The following is a 16,218-nucleotide window of genomic DNA, read 5'->3' as shown; positions in this document are numbered from 1 at the left end:
ATCTCACCTTATGAATTTAATCTCAGGATTATACGTCATCCCCACAGCTGCCTTTGGAACATCAATCGTCCAAACAGCTCCCGTTTGACCACTAGAGCCAGCAAAATCACGAAGCGTAAAATTCCCTTTCGCGGTATCAACCACATACATCATCCCTTTCCCGGGAACTATTCGCGGGGCGGGCAACTGAAGTGCCCCCGTCAAATCAACGAAATACTGCTTGACCTCTACATCGCTGGCTCCGTTAAATATTTTTGCCTTTCCATTATTTTTCACCTCAACAAGAGATCTATTCCCTATTTGTATTCCTGCTCGCGAATTGTTTGAATCAAATAGTTCTGATATTTCAGATGTCCGAGTTGAATTGGGGTTTCTGCCGCTCGAAGGAGCCGACGGCTTCCCCCCACCTGTCACACCTGCAACTGCTCCTCCGCCGGAACCAAATGAACCGCCCGACAATTGGACGGTGTCAAGGTCTTCAACCAAAGTGTCTTTCGTTCTTGCAGCCTCGGCAAGTAGCTCTACCCGATCACGCCGGGCATTTGCAATCATGGTATCCGTTACATCACGAGGTCCCAGTCCCGCTGCAAAATCAATACATGACTTCACCCCTGCACAGAGAGCGACTGCATCAGCATAAGAGAAGCCACTACCGGTTCGCGCATCATTCGCAATGGTGCGACAGCTTGGTCCGTCTGCGCACGTTTTTGCGTCGGCGTGTTGCTGCTCATCAATCTGTTGATACTTCGCAGTCGTTGAGATCACACATGCGCGATCTCCTCGGCATTTCAGGAGGTCCTTAGCCAGGGCATCCTTCTGCTCATGGTTCAGGTAGTTATTCTCCGTCGCAACCTTCCCAATATTCGCACCCGCAGCAACATCTGCAACCGACCCACCTGCCGCGCCACCGGCCACCCCACCAACCACCAACCCAGCCAACTGCACCAACGCCTTACGATCGCTATCACTCAAACCAGGCTGATCGAGAAGCGCCTTACCAAAAGCCTCCATTGCCAGCGAGGCCGCCGCCCCACCTGCAGCACCCGCGGCGAAGCTGCCGCCGGCCGCCTGGGCAAGCAGACCGCCCACCAGAGCATGGACAGCGGCCTTGGTGTCAGGAGAGGAGCCCACCAGCATGTCGCCGACCTTGCTATAAACCATCGGCGCCAACTGCTGCACCAGTTCGGCCCGGACCTTGTTCTCCTCCTGCTGCTCCTTTACTTTCTTCGCATCAAAGATCTTATCGATCGCCTGATTAGCGCCATCCGTATCCCGATTCAAGCTGGCAAGCGTTTCGTCCACAGTCTTGCCAGTCTTCTCCTTCTGCGCCTCGGCATTGGTGATAGTGACCGTGCCATTGGCAATGGCGCTCCTGGTAGTGCCGGCGGCATCGCCTTCGATTGCCTTTTGCGCACTCCCTGCCGCCGTGGCCGCAAGGGTGTTCACGCCGTTCTTCAGCAGGCTCTGACCACTGTCGAAGCTAGCTGCAATAGTCGACGAACTACTGCTGTACTCCGCCTTGTTCTCAATATCGCTGGTAGTCAGCGTGCCGGTGGTGAGGCTGTTCTTGCCAGCGTCGGCCGTACTGGCCAGCACCGCGCCCTTCAGGTCCGTGTTCTGCTTGACGTTGACCTGGAAGCCGCCATTGCCCGCGTAGATGCCGCTTTGCTCCCTGACCGAGTTGTAGGTGCTGTCGGTGTTGCCGCTCGACACACTGACGCCGCCGCTGACCGTGGTGCCGTAGCAGATCGGGGGCACGCACAGGCTGGCCTGGAAGCCGGATGACGATTCGCGGCTGTGGTAGTTGTCGGTGTCTTGCCGGCTTTCTACATTGAGGTTGCGCCCCACGTCTGCCCGCACGGTGTCGCCGGTGACTTGCGCGCCCTTGAGGTTGGTGTCGCGCCCGCTGGTGATGGTGAGCTGGTCGCTGGCGCTGACATGGCTGTTGTGGTTGGTGACGGAGTCGCCGTCGCCCTTGGCCTTGTTCTGGCTGGCGGCGAGTTCGAGCGTGAAGCCGTTTTGCTGTCCGCCGAGTGCGAGGCCCACGCCGATGCTGGCGTTGCTGCCGCCGCTCTTGCTGCTTTGGCTGGCGGTGTCTTGCGCGCTTTCCAGGTTGACGTCGCGGGCGGCGCTGAGGGTGACGGTTTTGCCGTCGATCTGTACGCCGCGCCCGGTGATGTCGCCGTCGGTGGCGTAGCCGTTGGCGTCCTTGCCGCCGGAGCCGGCGGCGACGATGGTGACGGCGTTGCCGGCCTTGACGGTGGTGCCTTGGTTGGCGCTGGCCTGGCTGCGGGACTCGGACTCGGAGCTGCCGCCGCCGATGCTGACGGTGGCTTTGATCAGCGCGGTGCCGCCGGTGCCGCCGCTGGCGAGGTCCCGGACGGTGCTGACGCCGTTGGCGACCGCGAGCGCGGCCTGCGCCGCGTAGAGCCCGCGCAGACGGTCGTTCTTGCTGTCTTCCATGCCGCGGGCGGCATTCTCGATGGTTTGCGCGGCGGTCACCGCGTAGCCGGACAGGGCGAGCGTGACGCCGTACTGGCTGGTTTTGTCGACCTGGTGGCTGTTTGCGGTGTCCTTGCCGGGGTCAAGCACCACGTTCTTGCCGATCAGCGTGACGTCTTTCCCGGCGGCGATGTCGGCGCCGCGTGCGGTGAGGTCGTCCTTGGCGCTGATGGTGACGCTGCCGTTCTGGCTGACCACCTGACTGCGGATGGTGTTTTCGGTGGTCTGCGCCGTGTCCAGGTGGTGGGACTCGGTGCGGATGCCGACGGTGCCGGTGTAGCCGGTGCCGCCCAGGTCGCCGATCTGGCGGCTGCTGCTGTCGGTGCGCTTGGTCTTGCTGTCCTGGCCGGAGAGGATGTCGACCTTGCCTTGCAGCGCGGCTAGCGTGAGGTCGCCTTCAGCCGACAGGCCGCTGCCGGCGATGGTGATGTCGCCGCTGCGGGCCTTGACGGCGACGGTGTTGCCGGTGACCACCGTGGCGTTTTGCCGGGCGGCGCTGGCGTCGCCGCTGGCGCTGGCTTTCTGGTTGCCGTACGGCAGCATGGAGACGCCGCCGTTGTTGGGGCCGCCGCCGACAAAGCGGCCGACGTCGCCAAGCGAAGGCGCGGCGGTGCTCAGGCTCCAGCCGCTGCTGCTGGAGCTGGTGGCTTCGCGGTAGCTGTCGGTGGAGGCTTGCAGCAGGACGTCGCGCTGGGCGTCGAGGATGGCGGCGGCGCCGGCGCTGACGGTGCTGCCGGCGATCAGGATATTGCCGTCGGTGGCTTTGCCGTTGGCGTCCTTGTCGCCGTTGCCGGTGGCGCGCAGGCGGATATCGCCGGCGCCGGTGAGCTGGCTGCCGCGCTGAGAGATCGATTCGGTCTCCACCTGGCTGCTGCTGCGGTTGCTGCCAAAGGTGATGCCCACCTGCGGCGCGGTGAAGGCGGCAGCGCCGAGTTCATTGAGCGTTTGCTTGGCGCGGGTGACTGTGCTGGGGTTGCGCTGGATGTCCTGGAGGTTGCGCGCCGTGTCGAGCGGCGTGCCGGTGAGCGCCATGGACAGGCCGCTGGAGCGGCTGCTCTGGCTGCTTTCCTGGGTGATGTGGTCCACGCCGGCCAGCACGGCGATGTTCTGCGCCTGGATGTCGATATGGCCGGCAGTGGTGTTGCCTTCCTTGCGCCCGGCGATCAGGTCGCTGCCGAGGATAGTGGCATCGCGCCCGGCGCTGATGGTGACATTGCCGTTGGTGGCGCCCACGGTGCTGCGCGCATCGCTCTGGGTGACGGCAACGGCGTGGCCGGCGCTGTTGGCCTGGTTGCTGCCTGCCGAGACGCCGATGCCGCCCTTGCCGGCAAAGGCGGAGAGGCCGGAGGATTTCTGCTCGTGCGCGTAGCTTTCTTCGCGGGTGTTCTGGCCGGCGGTGATCAGCACGTTGCCTTTGGTGGCGGCCAGGGCTACGCCGTCGGTGGCGGCGATGCCGCTCTGGCGCACGGTGAGGTCGTTGCCGGCGGTCACGCGCACGGTGTCGCCGCTGACCAGGCTACCTACGCCAAGGTCGGCATGGCTGCTGGTCTGGTCGTGGCTGGAGCTGCGCGAGAGCAGGCCGCTGCTTCTGCTGCGGCCGTCGTAGCTGGCGTCGTGCACTTCCCGGGCTTCGCCGATGGTGATGTCCTGGGTGGCGACGATGCTGACGCCGGTGCCGCTCACGCCGGGCTTGCCGGCGCTGACTTCCGAGCCGGTCAGCGTGACGCTGCCCTTGCCCGTGCCTGTGACCGGCGCGGCGGTGATGCTGTTGGCTTCCAGCAGGCCGGCCGCCAGCGTTGTTTGCCCGGCTGCCAGGGTGGCGCTGGTGCCGCCTTGCACGGTGCTGCCGCGCACGGTTTCGTCATAGGCGGACTGCGTGTAGGACGCGCCCTTGCCGCCCAGCGAGCCTTCGCCGTGGGCGGTGGTGTCTTTGAGCGCCGTGACGGTGAGATCCCGCCCGGCGATCAGGGAGACATCGCCGCCCGCCCCCACCTTGGACCCCGCCAGCGCGGCGTCGCGCCCGGCCACCGCCACCACATTGCCGCCTGCCTGCACCGTGCTGCCGGCCACCGTGCTGGTCTTGTCGTGGGCATAGCTCTGGCCGCCGCGCGAGACGGCGTCCTGCGTGGTGCCGAGGGTGACCGCGCCAATGGTGAGGTCGCGCCCGGCGCCGATCAGCGCGCCCTTGCCGGCTTCGAGCACGGCGCCGCTGAGGGTGACGTCGCGCCCGGCCAGCACCACGGCGTTGCCGGTTGCCGAAATCGCCGCCACCACGGCCACGCCCGTGGCGCCCGCGCTGTAGCCGTTGGGCCCGATCGTGCGGACTTCCGTGACGGTCTGCGTTTCGTTGACCACATCGCGCCCGGCTTGCACCAGGACGTCCTGGCCGCCGATGCGCCCGCCCAGGTTGCGTACGTCCTGCAGGGCCTGGACCACGGTGGTGCCGGTGGTGTCGCCAATGGCGCCGCGGTTGACGATGTTGTTGCCGAGCACCTGCGTGGCGACGTCGCCAACGATGCGCCCGCTGTTGTTGACGTTGCCGGTGGCATTGAGCGCGACGCTGTTGCCGGTGACGAGCGCGCCAGTGCTGTTGAGGTCGACGGCGTTGGACTGCGCCAGGTAGACCTTGGGCACCAGCACCGATTGATGCGTGCCGTCGGGCAGCGTCACGTCTTGCGCTACCAGCCAGACCATGTCGGTGGTGAGCTGGCGCATCTGCTCATCGGACAGGCCTACGCCGGGGGACAGGCCAAAGGCTTTGGCATAGGTCACGCCGCTGTTCATCAGGGCCTGGTATTCCTTCAGCTGGTCGGTGTAGCCGGCCAGGAAGGTACGGCCGGTTAGTGCCGTGACCTGGTCGCGGACGAGTTTTTCTTCATAGAAGCCGTCGCCGAGGCGCTTTTGCACCTGCTGCGGGTCCAGGCCGAGGGCGCCCAGCATGTAGTCGCTGGAGAGGAAGGTCTTGTACTGGGTGAAGCGTGAATCGGTCTCGATCAGGTAGGGCGTGGCCGGGGCCGGGCGCAGCGTGAACAGGCCGTTGACGGGCAGCGTCAGGTTGGGAATGCCGCCGGCGGCGGTGCCAAGCGTCTGCGGGCGGCTGGTGGTGCCGGTGGCGGCCGCGACGGGGCCGGCGCCGAGGGTTGGCGCGGCGCCGGCCGTGCCCGCGACACTGCCAAGCTGCGTGCCGGAGGCGCTGCCGCCGGCCACGCCGCTGCCAGTGACAGTCTGGCCGACGCGGTTGACGGAGCCGACGGTGATGTCCTGCGCGGTAGTCTGCACGGCCTGGTTGGCGGTGGCAAGGGCCGGCAGCGCGGCTACCGTGGTGGGCGCCTGCGGCGTGGTCGGATACGGCACCGTTTGCTCATCGCTGTTGCCGCCGGATTTCTGGTGCCAGTAGAACGTGGCGGTGTCGGTGGTGCTGACCGTCTGCTGGAGCACCGTGCCGACGTCTTGTACCCCGCCACCGGCAGCGCGCCGGGACAGGTTGCCGCCGGCGGCCATGATGGACGACTGGTTCAGGATGCTGCCACCGTCGCTGTTGATGCGGATCGAGCCCTGGGCCTGGACCCGGGCGGCTGCTGTGGCGCTGACCAGGCGGTCGGTGGCGACGGTGGTGACGGTGGTGCGGGAAGTCTCGCTGTAGTCGTGAACGTCCGGGCCGAGGTCATAGCGCACGCGCACCTGGTCCGGGCGGAGGTGCTTGGCGGGATCCCAGTCAGGCCAGAAGGTGATCCTGTAGGTGGACCCGGTGTCCTGGATGTCCTGGTAGTACTGGGTAGGGTTGGTGGCAAACGGGCGCCCGCCCGGACCGTCTCCGCCGGTGCAGCCGTTGTCGTTGCAGATCGGGCCACTGTAGCCGCCGTAGGTCTCGAAGGGCGGCTCCGTGAAGGAAAGCGTCTTGGCCGTGGTATTGAGATTGACCACGTTGGACTTTGGCACTTCGAGCGTGACCGGGGCGCGCAGCGCGTTGACCATGTCCCCGCTGATGCTTGCCGCCGTGGCGCGCCAGGTCCATCCGGGGAACGTGGCACTCATGTGACCATTGGTTTCTCCGTCACCCAGCCCGGCGAGCCAGAGCGAGAGCGTCTGCGTCGTCGTGGTCTGCGGCGTGCCCGCCTCCGTCACGATGCTGGTACGCGTGTTGTTGACCGTGCGCGCGGCGATGTCGATATCGCCGTCTGCCTCGATCGTTGCCGAGCGGTTGTTGAGCACGCCAACCTGGTTGGCCAGCATGCCGGTGCCCGGGTCGCGCGTGCCGTTGCGGGCGATCTGCAGGTTGCCGGCGCTGTAGATCAGCGCGCCGTCCAGGTTGGAGACGGCGTTTGACGCATGGATCTTGAGGTCCTGCGCGGCGGCGATGACGGCGGCCGGGCCGGTATTGCTCACGTCCGCTGCCTGCACCTGCACGGTGTTGCCGATCACGGCGCCGGTGTTGGCCAGTGCGCCGCTGATGGTGTTGACGGCATTGCCTTCGATGCGTCCGGCGTTGGTGATGGTGCCATCGGCCTGGACGGTGGTGGCCTGCGAGTTGATGCCGGCGCCGGCGGCATTGTTCACATTGGCGCCACGCACTGCCAGGCTGCCGCCGGCCGCCAGCGTGCCGGTGTTGGTGACCGCGCCGCTGGCACGCAGTTGCAGGTCGCCGTCGGCGCGCAGCTTGTTGGCGGCGTCGTTGAGATAGTCGCCCGCTACGTTGAGCGTCAGGTTGCGCCCCGCCGTCATCTCGCCGCTGCCGCTGACGGTGCCGGCGCGGCTGGATACGCCCACGTCCTGGTTGGCGCGTACCGCGCCGCCCTGGTTTGTCATGGATGCGACGGTGAGCTGCACGTCGGTGCCGCCAAGCACGTTGCCGCCTGCATTGGCAAGCGTGGTGCTGGCCTGGTTGAGGGTCAGGCCCTTGGCGCCGTAGATCCTGCCGCTGCGATTGTCCACACTGCGGGTCACGCCCAGCGTAAGCGCGCCGGCCGCGGCGATCTGCGCGCCGCTTGCGTTGGCGAGATCGGTGGCGGCGAGGGTCACGTCGCCGTTGCCGCCGAGCGTGCCGCTGGTGTTGTCCAGCGCGCCGGCGGCGGTGATGGTGGTGGCGCCGTCGCCCGCGTTGGCAAGCCGCCCGCCGCGGTTGTCGATGCCGGATGCGGAGACGGTGGCCTTGCCGTGCGCGCCGTTGGCGGTGAGCGTGCCGCCGGCGTTGCTCAGCGTGCCAGCGGCAGCGACCGACAAATCGCCGCTGGTCTGCGCCGTGCCGCCGGTGTTGTCCACCTGGCCCTGGCTAGTGAGCGACAGGCCGGACTGGCCGTAGAGCGTGCCCTGGCGGTTGACCAGGTCTGCGCCCGTGGTGACACTGGCGGCGCCTTGCGCGGACAGGTTGCCCCGGGTGTTGTCCAGCGAGGCCGCCTGCACGGCGAGTGTGCCGTTGCTCTGGATAGCGCCGGCTGTATTGCCCAGCGCGCCCCGGGTCGTCAGCGCCAGGGCGCCGTCTCCAGCGTGCGCGATGCGCCCGCCGTCATTGGCCAGCGACTGCGCGTCCACCGTCAGGTTCTTGCCGTTGGTGGCCAGCGTGCCCGCGGTGTTGTCGAAGGCGCCACCCGCGTTGATGACCGTATTGGCCTTGCCGAACTGGTTGATGGCGCCGCCGTTGTTGGACAAATTGCCCGTGGTGCGGATGCCGGCCTGATCGCCTTCGATGCGGCCGGCGGCGTTGTCCAGCGACGCCGCCGACAGATCGACGACACCACCGGACAGGGTGCCCTGGCGATTGCTGGCCGCGCCCGACACGGTGGCCGTGAGCGCTTCGCCCGCCGTGATGCTGCCCTGGCCGTTGTCCAGCGACTGTGCATCCAGGCTGGCATCGCCCTTGGCGGTGATCTGTGCATGATTGGCCAGCGTGGCGGCTGCCAGCTCCACCTTGCCATTGCCGCCGATCCGGCCCGCATTGGCGTTGACCAAGGCTTGCTGCGCCTGGACCCGGGTCAAGCCGTCGCCCGCATTGACGATGCGCCCGGCGGTGTTGTCCACGCTGGCAGCGGCAAGCGAGAGTGCGCCGTGCGTGCCGGCGGTTTCGATCCGGCCGGCCGTGTTGGTCACCGCGCCGGCGGCCCGCAGGTCCAGCGCGCCGTTGGTCTGGATGGTGCCCGCGGCATTGCCCAGCGCGCCACGGCTGGTCACGGCCAGCGTGCCGTCGCCCGCGTGCGCAACGTGGCCGCTGTCGCTGGACAGCGACTGCGCGTCCACGGTCAGGTTCTTGCCGTTGGTGGCCAGCGTGCCCGCGGTGTTGTCCAGGACGCCACCCGCGCTGATGCGGGTGTCTGCCTTGCCGAACTGGTTGATGGCGCCGCCCCGGTTGGCCAGGTCGCCCGCCGTGCGCACGCCAACCAGGTCGCCTTCGATGCGGCCCGTGGCGTTGTCGAGCGAGCCGGCCGTCAGATTGAGCGTGGCGCCTGACATCGTGCCCTGGCGATTGCTGGCCGCGCCCGCCACGGTGGCCGTGAGCGCATCGCCGGCCGTCACACTGCCCCGGTTGTTGTCCAGCGACTTGGCGTCCAGGCTGGCGTTGGCCTGCGCGTTGATCTCGCCGGCATTGGCCAGCGCGCCGGCCTTCAGCCGCACATCGCCGTTGCCGCCGATCACGCCGCCCTTGGCGCCGCTGGCCGTGGTGCCGGCGGCATTGGCCAGCGTGCCCGTGGTGGTGACTGCCAGGCCGTCGGCGCCCAGCGAGGCCAGGCGGCCCGCGCTGTTGTCCAGCGAGCCGGCGTTGACGGCGAGCGCGCCGCCCGCCTGCAACTCACCTTGCTGATTGTTGACGGCGCCGGCCGACTGCAGCGTGGCTGCGCCTTGGGCCAGCATCTGTCCGCCCTGGTTGGAGACGCTGCCGGCCGTGATGGTGGTGGTGCCCTGGCTGGTCAACTGCCCCCGGTCGTTGACGAGCGCCCCGCTGGCATTGGCGCTTAGCGCCCCGCCCGCCTGGCTGCTGGCGCCGCTGAGGTTGATGTCGCCCGCGCTGGCGGCGAGGCTGAGGTTGCCCAGCGCCGCGTTCTGGCTGCCGGCGAGCTGCAGCGCCGTGCCCTGCAGGCTGGCATTGCCGCCCGCGAGGTGCTTGCCGCTGGCCGACAGCGTGCCGGCCGCCACCACATTCAGGTCCGCCTGCTGGCCGATCGCACCGTCGCCATTGACGCCCGCGCCCAACGTGCCGCTGGAGGCCACGCTGCCCGCGTTGACGCGCAAGCCCTGCTGCGCCGCCAGCGTGCCGCTGTTGCCGAGCGCGCCCGCGGTATCGAGCGAGACCGCCTGTGCACCGTAGGTGGTGCCGCTGTTCTCCACGCCACCGCGCGCGGCGATGGCGAGGTTGCCGCTGGCGCTGGTCTTGCCGGCGAGTTCCAGCCGGCCCTGCGCGCTGAGCGTCAGGTCGCCGGCCTGCGCGGCCAGCACGCCGCGGTGGCTCGCGCCCACGCCAGCCTCGGTGCCGACCAGCAGGATCTTGTTGGCGTACATGCCGCCTAGCTGGCTCACATCGATGCCGATGCCCGGCGCGGGACCGGTCCCGGCAATGGGCGTGGCGGCCAGCGTGGCGCGGTCTACCTGGCTGGCGCCGGCGATGACGTTGAGGTTGTTGGCATAGATGGCCGCATTGGCGGTGACGCTGCGGGCAATCAGGTCTACCTGGTCAACGTTGCCAGCGTTCAGCCCGGCGCCCTGCACCGAGATCTGGCCGCCGGTGACGCGGAAGGCGTCGAGGCTGCCGGTGCCGCCGTACACCGGCACGCCGGTGGTCAGCGTGGCGCGGCTGGTGTTGATGAAGCCACCACCGTCCACCATGATGCCGTTGGGGTTGGCCACCACCACTTCGGCCCGGGCGCCGGCCACTTCCAGGTAGCCGCGCAACTGGCTGGGCAGCGCGCTGGTGACCTGGTTGACGATGATGCGCGCGTTCTGGCCCGGCAGCAGATTGGGGTTGCCGTTGACGAAACCGGCTTGCTGGGTCGAGACGATGGTGGGCGAGTTGTTGAGGATCGCGCCGCCCTTGGCCACGTCGAACTGGGTGTAGGCGTTGGTGGACACGCCCGCGCCCGAGGGGCGCGTGATGTTGACTTGCGCCAGGCCGTTGCTGGTCTGGATCACGCCGGGACGATTGGCGCCGGCATTGGGGTCCGCCACGATCTGGGCAGTGGCCGGGGCAGCCAGCCCAAGCAGGGCAGCCGAGGCCAACGAGGCAGTTGAGGCAAGCGAGGCAAAGCGCGCGCGCGGCATGGCTGGCAGCGCGGCCGCCGTCGATGCCATCGATGCGCCAGGCGCCGGGCCTTGCCCTGCGCGGCGGCTGCGCCGTTGCGCGCGTGCGCCGCCTTGCTGTCCTTTTCCGATGCTGGCGGCCGATTCTTCAACGGCGACCAGCATCCCGCGATGCCTGCTGTGGACCAGGCGGAAACTGCCCTTGTTCATAATTGGATAGACCCTGGATTAGCGGTGCTTTTCTGATAACTGGCACCCTTACCGGAATGACTGGCGACAACCGTCACCCTCTTTGAATGTGTGGACAATATTTAATGATGACGGCAATGCGGTCAATCGGACACGTACGAATAGAGGGGTATTGCGAGCGCGCAAGAGCGGGCATTGCACACCTCTGCTCACCGCCAATCGGCGGCTGCAAGCGGCATTGCGGGAGATTTTGCAGCGCAGGGCGTGCTTTGACCTACTGAAGGGGGATTGAAAAGCAGACGCGCGGCGTGTTATTAGCGCCGGGATAAAAGGCAACGCCCAGGATTAGGACTAGGATTAGGACTAGGATTAGGACTAGGATTAGGACTAGGATTAAGACATTCCTAATCCTAGTCCTAGGCGCCTTAATCAATAGGAATTATCAGAACAGATATATTTCACTAAGAACGGAATTCAGACTATCTCCGACTACCTCCATTAACGGCAGATGTCCGCGATCCTTTAGCGCGCAAGCCGGGCGCGGCTTCAGCTACGCCCGATTTCCTGCAGGATGCGCGTGAGCAGGTAGAGGCGCGGCACGATGGAATCGATCTCGATGTACTCATCGCGCGCGTGGTATCCGAAGCCCGCCAGGCCGAAGCTCTCCACGACCACCGCTTTGCCGGAGCGCCCGGCGAAGCCCGCATCGGTGGCGCCGCCGGTGCCTTCGGCCAGTGCCAGCTGGCGGCCGTCGAGCTCGGCGTAGATGGCTTGCGCGCGCTGCGCCAGTTCGCGGCCGCGCGCGTTGGCGACAAACGGCGGCCGGCCGGTTTCCATGGTCACGGTGGTTTGCGTGTCGGGGACGAGCTTGCCTTCGTCCACCTTCTTTTGCAGCGCGGCCTGCAGCTTGCCGGCGCCGTCCTTGACCGTGGTGCGCACGTCGCCGATGGCGGTGGCGTGCTCGGGGATCTGGTTGCGGACCTCGCCGGCCTGCGCGGTGGTCCAGTTGAGCTGGGTGCCCGGCACGGATTTGGCCACGTCGCGCGTTTGCTGCAACTGGTAGGCCAGCTCGATCAGCGCATTGCGGCCCAGCTCCGGCGCGGCGCCGGCGTGCGAGGCGCGCCCCTGCACTGCCATGACGGCGGTTGCCGTGCCGCTGGCGCCCATCAGCAGGGCCTCGGTCTTGACCACGGCCTTGGCGGCGGTCGGCTCGAACGACAGCACGACGTCGTGCTGGTCGGCCAGTTTGGCGATGGTCTCGCCGGAGCCGATGGAGCCGACTTCCTCGTCGGGGTTGAAGAGCACGGTCAGCTCGGCATAGTCGTTCCAGCCGGCCGCCTTGAGGATGGCCAGTGCATGCAGGATCACCGCGATGCCGCCTTTGTCGTCGGCGATGCCGGGGCCGTACAGGCGGTTGCCGTCCTGCTTGATGGGCTGCGTTGCCAGTATGTTGGCCGGATAGACCGTATCCATATGCGCGATCAGCATGATGCGGCGCTTGCCCGTGCCGGTCAGCGTGCCTTTGACCATGATGCCCGGGCCCTTGGTGACCGCGATGCGCTCGGTGCGGGCGCCCAGCGCCGCCAGCCGGCCTTCGGTGTAGCTGGCCATCTGCGCCAGGCCCGCCGCGTTGGCGCTGCCGGACTCGATCGACACCATCTCCTTGAGCGACTGGATCACCGCGGGCTCCGCGGTGCGGGCTGCGGCCAGCAATTGGGCGTCGGCGGCGTGGGCACCGCCGGTAGCAAGGATCAGGGTGGCGATGGCCGCCTGGGTCAGCCGGCGCAGGGAGGAATGCATGGTGTCTCCTGTGGAGGATTGGGTCGTTGTGAAGGCAGGCCGGGATGCCTGCCGGGCGATGCTAGCGCGGGCGCGGGCGGCTGCACAAGGGCGCTGCCGCCCGCGCCGGAGCGCCTTAGTTGCGCCCGATTTCCTGCAGGATGCGCGACATCAGGTAGAGCCGCGGCACGATCGAGTCGATCTCGATGTATTCGTCGCGGGCGTGGTATCCGAAGCCCGCCAGGCCGAAGCTCTCCAGCACCGTGGCCTTGCCCGAGCGCACGGCGAAGCCGGCGTCGGTGCCGCCCCCGGTCTGCGGCACCAGCGTCAGCTCGCGGTCGATCTCCTTGTAGATCGCCTGGGCTTTTGCCGCCAGCGCGCGGCTGCGCGCATCGCTCACGTAGGGCGGACGCCCGGAGATGACTTTGACCGTGGTTTCGGTGTCGGGAACCAGCTTGCTTGCGCTGACCTTGGCTTGCAGCGCGACCTGCAGCTTGTCCTGCGCGTCAGGCTGGGTCAGGCGCACGTCGCCCACGGCGCTGGCCTTTTCGGTGATCTGGTTCAGCGGGCCGTTGGTGTTGGCCTGGGTCCAGATCAGCGCGGCGCCCGGCACGTCCTTCGCCACTTCACGCGTTTGCAGCATCTGGTACGAGAGTTCATAGAGCGCGTTGCGGCCCAGCTCCGGCGCGGCGCCCGCATGCGCGGCGCGGCCCTTCACGTCCAGCGTGGCCGTGGCGACGCCGGCCGCGGCCAGCAGCAGCGGCTGGCCCTTCATGACCACCGAGCCCGCGGACGGCTCGCAGGACAGCACCACGTCATGCTGCTCCGCGAGCTTTGCAATGGTGTCGCCGGAACCCAGCGAGCCCACTTCCTCATCCGGGTTGAACAGCACGGTGATCTGCGCATAGTTCTTCCACCCGGCTGCCTGGAGGATGGCCAGCGTATGCAGGATGACCGCGATGCCGCCCTTGTCATCGGCAATGCCGGGCCCGTACAGGCGGTTGCCGTCCAGCTTGATCGGCTGGGTGGCCAGCGTGTTGGGGCCGTAGACCGTGTCCATATGCGCGATCAGCATGATGCGGCGCTTGCCGGTGCCGGTGAGTGTGCCCTTGACCATGGTGCCGGGGCCTTGCGTCACGGCGATGCGCTCGGTGGTCGCGCCCAGCGCCTTGAGGCGTGCTTCCGTGAAGCTGGCCATTTGCGCCAGGCCGGCCGCATTGGTGCTGCCGGACTCGATCGACACCATGTCCTTGAGCGACTGAATTAACGCGGGCTCGGCCGCGCGGGCGGCGTCCAGCAATTTCGTGTCCGCGGCGCGTGCGCTGCCGGCTGCCCCGAGGGCCAGCGCGAGCGCTGCCACAGCGGTATGGGTAAGTCGGCGCAGGGATGGCTGCATGAAGTCTCCTGTTGCTTGCATCGTTATTGTGGTTTGGGGCGGTGGTTCGCCGAGCGACGATGCTAGCCCTTGCGGGCGCGGCAAGGTAGGATCAATCCCGCCAATTGGAATGCCGATCCCGCCATGCCTCCCTCTTCTGCCACTACCGCCCTGCCCGAGCCGTCCTCCACCAGGCGCCCCGTGCCGCTGCACGTGCGTTTGCTGTGGTTGCCCGAGGCCATGCCCGGCATGCTGTTCGGCGCGCTGGATGTACTGCGCGCCGCGGCCGGGGTGGCCCGGCTGCAACGCCCGGATGCGGACCGCGACCTGAGCTGGACCGTGATTGGCCCGTCAGGCCGCGCGCTGGCCCTGCCCGCCCTGGGGCTGGAGCCCGCGCGGCGGCGGCGCGCCACGGAAGACGGCAATGCGCTGGTGGTGGTACCGGGCGTGCTTGCGCGCAATGCGCCGCACCTGGGTGAGATCCTGGGCGGCGCCGGCCAGGCGCTGCGCTTGCTGGAGCGGCACGCGCAGGCGGGCGGATGGATCGCGGCGGGTGCGAGCGGCATCGCTTTTCCCGCGGAGCTGGGCCTGCTGGATGGCGCGCGCATGGGCGCGCCGTGGACCTTCCAGAGCTGGATGAGCCAGCGCTATCCGCGCTGCGATTTTTCCGCGAGCGAGCCGATGGGCTTGCACCAGCGCGTGTTTGGCTGCGTGGCGCCGGCGCTGCAGACGGAGTTCATGCTGCGCGTGCTGGGGCACCTGCATGACCCGGACCTGGCGCAGACCTGCTCGCGCATGCTGCTGTACCAGGCCGAGCGCCAGCAACTCACACCAGAGCTGGTGTCGCAACGCTGGCTCAGCAAGACCGCCGACAGCCCCGTCTACCGCGCCATGCGCTGGCTGCAGGCCAACGTGGATACGCCGTACCGGCTGGCGCTGGTGGCCCAGGCGGCGGCCGTGAGCGAGCGGACCTTGCTGCGGCATTTCCGGCAGGTCAGCGGCATGACGCCGCTGGAATACCTGCACGGGCTGCGCGTGGAGCGCGCCAAGACCCTGCTGGAGGTGACCCTGCATGGCTCGCAGGCGGTGGCCGAAGCCTGCGGCTACAGTGACGCGGCGGCGTTCAGGCGGCTGTTCCAGCGGGCAACGGGGATGTCGATGTCGAGTTACCGGGCGCGCTTTGCGCTGCGCTCGCAGCGGCGCTACTGGCGCGTGGAGGACATGCCGCGCCCCGCGGGCACGGCATGATCCGATCCGGCTACTGAATCTGTGAATCTGCGAACTTTCGAGCTTTCGAGCTTTCGAACTTTCGAACTTTCGAACTTTCGAACCTGCAAACCCGCGACGTGATGTTGGCAGTGGCGCTTAGTTGCTCAGCACGATGCGGTTGACCACGTCCTCGACACCATGCACGTACCAGGCATCGCGCTCCGCCTGGCGTTTGCCGGCTTCGGTAGTGGCGTAGCCTTCGAGCGTGACAACGCGGTCCTTGGTCTGCACGCGGATGCGGTCGGCATCGACGAACTGGTCGGTCTCCAGCACCAGCTTCAGCGCTTCCGTGACTTCGTCGTCGCGGTCGGCCTCGGCCGGGGCCACCACCAGCTCGTTGACCACGCAGCGGCAACCTCGCGACCACCACGCCAGCACACCGGCCAGGCGCATATGCGACAGGCTGATCACGTGGCCGCGCAGGGTCACCACGCCGTCGACGACTTCGATGGCGATCTCTCCGCTGGACTCGCCAACGGCTTCGCGCACGGGTTCGATCCTCCCCTTGGCATGCGCGCAGATGCGGCAATTGCGAAAATCGATCGCCTGCAGCAACCGTACGCAGATGGCATTGCGCAGTTCGCCGTCGCCAACCGCCGCGCCGCCATCGGCAACGCGCAGGTGATCGATCACGGCGGACACACCGTCGACACGGCGTACCGACGCGGCAACGCGGCTCTTGTCGACAATATCGGGGACTTCGCCTTCGAGAATCAGCGCGCCGTCGCTCAGGCGCAGGTGGATGGTGGGATGGATGGGATGGCTGTGGAAAGGCACGTGGGCGATGGCCGCCCTAGCCTGAGTCAGGACTGCTTCACTGCTATGCATGATGTCTGCCTTATCTTGGAAGGTCTGGATATAGGAGACGCGTTCAGTCCATT

General features: G+C 67.4%; 5 protein-coding genes. 1 reads left to right on the top strand and 4 read right to left on the bottom strand.

Going from position 1 to position 16,218, the window contains the following annotated elements; genetic code table 11:
• Positions 1–3: 3 nt before the first annotated feature.
• The 3 genes from AC1DQR_RS00175 to AC1DQR_RS00165 all read right to left on the bottom strand — a co-directional run bounded on the left by AC1DQR_RS00175 (position 4) and on the right by AC1DQR_RS00165 (position 14,089).
• Entirely contained in the window at positions 4–10,890 is a 10,887-nt protein-coding gene (locus AC1DQR_RS00175) for a hemagglutinin repeat-containing protein (RefSeq protein ID WP_477132300.1), read from the bottom strand.
• 570 nt (positions 10,891–11,460) lie between these two features.
• Positions 11,461–12,714 (bottom strand): M20/M25/M40 family metallo-hydrolase, encoded by a 1,254-nt coding sequence (locus AC1DQR_RS00170; RefSeq protein ID WP_477132299.1) that lies wholly within the window; start codon positions 12,712–12,714, stop codon positions 11,461–11,463.
• Between the two features lie 115 nt (positions 12,715–12,829).
• Positions 12,830–14,089, bottom strand: coding sequence for a glutamate carboxypeptidase (locus AC1DQR_RS00165; RefSeq protein ID WP_477132298.1), 1,260 nt, complete (start codon positions 14,087–14,089; stop codon positions 12,830–12,832).
• A gap of 123 nt (positions 14,090–14,212) precedes the next feature.
• Between AC1DQR_RS00165 and AC1DQR_RS00160 the strand changes: the two genes are divergently transcribed.
• Entirely contained in the window at positions 14,213–15,316 is a 1,104-nt protein-coding gene (locus tag AC1DQR_RS00160) for a GlxA family transcriptional regulator (protein WP_477132297.1), read from the top strand.
• A gap of 117 nt (positions 15,317–15,433) precedes the next feature.
• Here the strand turns inward: AC1DQR_RS00160 and AC1DQR_RS00155 are convergent, their stop codons facing one another.
• The gene (locus tag AC1DQR_RS00155; RefSeq protein ID WP_183032701.1) at positions 15,434–16,165 is read right to left on the bottom strand and encodes a BON domain-containing protein; all 732 of its coding nucleotides are present in this window, start codon (positions 16,163–16,165) and stop codon (positions 15,434–15,436) included.
• Between the last annotated feature and the right edge of the window lie 53 nt (positions 16,166–16,218).

This window comes from Cupriavidus sp. 05L411, assembly GCF_056398045.1.
The sequence above is the reverse complement of the archived record's forward strand: the minus strand, read 5'-3'. Positions and strand labels throughout refer to the sequence as shown.

Excerpts from the sequence above, each read along its gene's own strand:
- AC1DQR_RS00175 (WP_477132300.1), bottom strand. The coding sequence starts at position 10,890 with ATGCTGGTCGCCGTTGAAGAATCGGCCGCCAGCATCGGAAAAGGACAG.
- AC1DQR_RS00170 (WP_477132299.1), bottom strand. The coding sequence starts at position 12,714 with ATGCATTCCTCCCTGCGCCGGCTGACCCAGGCGGCCATCGCCACCCTG.
- AC1DQR_RS00160 (WP_477132297.1), top strand. The coding sequence starts at position 14,213 with ATGCCTCCCTCTTCTGCCACTACCGCCCTGCCCGAGCCGTCCTCCACC.
- AC1DQR_RS00165 (WP_477132298.1), bottom strand. The coding sequence starts at position 14,089 with ATGCAGCCATCCCTGCGCCGACTTACCCATACCGCTGTGGCAGCGCTC.
- AC1DQR_RS00155 (WP_183032701.1), bottom strand. The coding sequence starts at position 16,165 with ATGCATAGCAGTGAAGCAGTCCTGACTCAGGCTAGGGCGGCCATCGCC.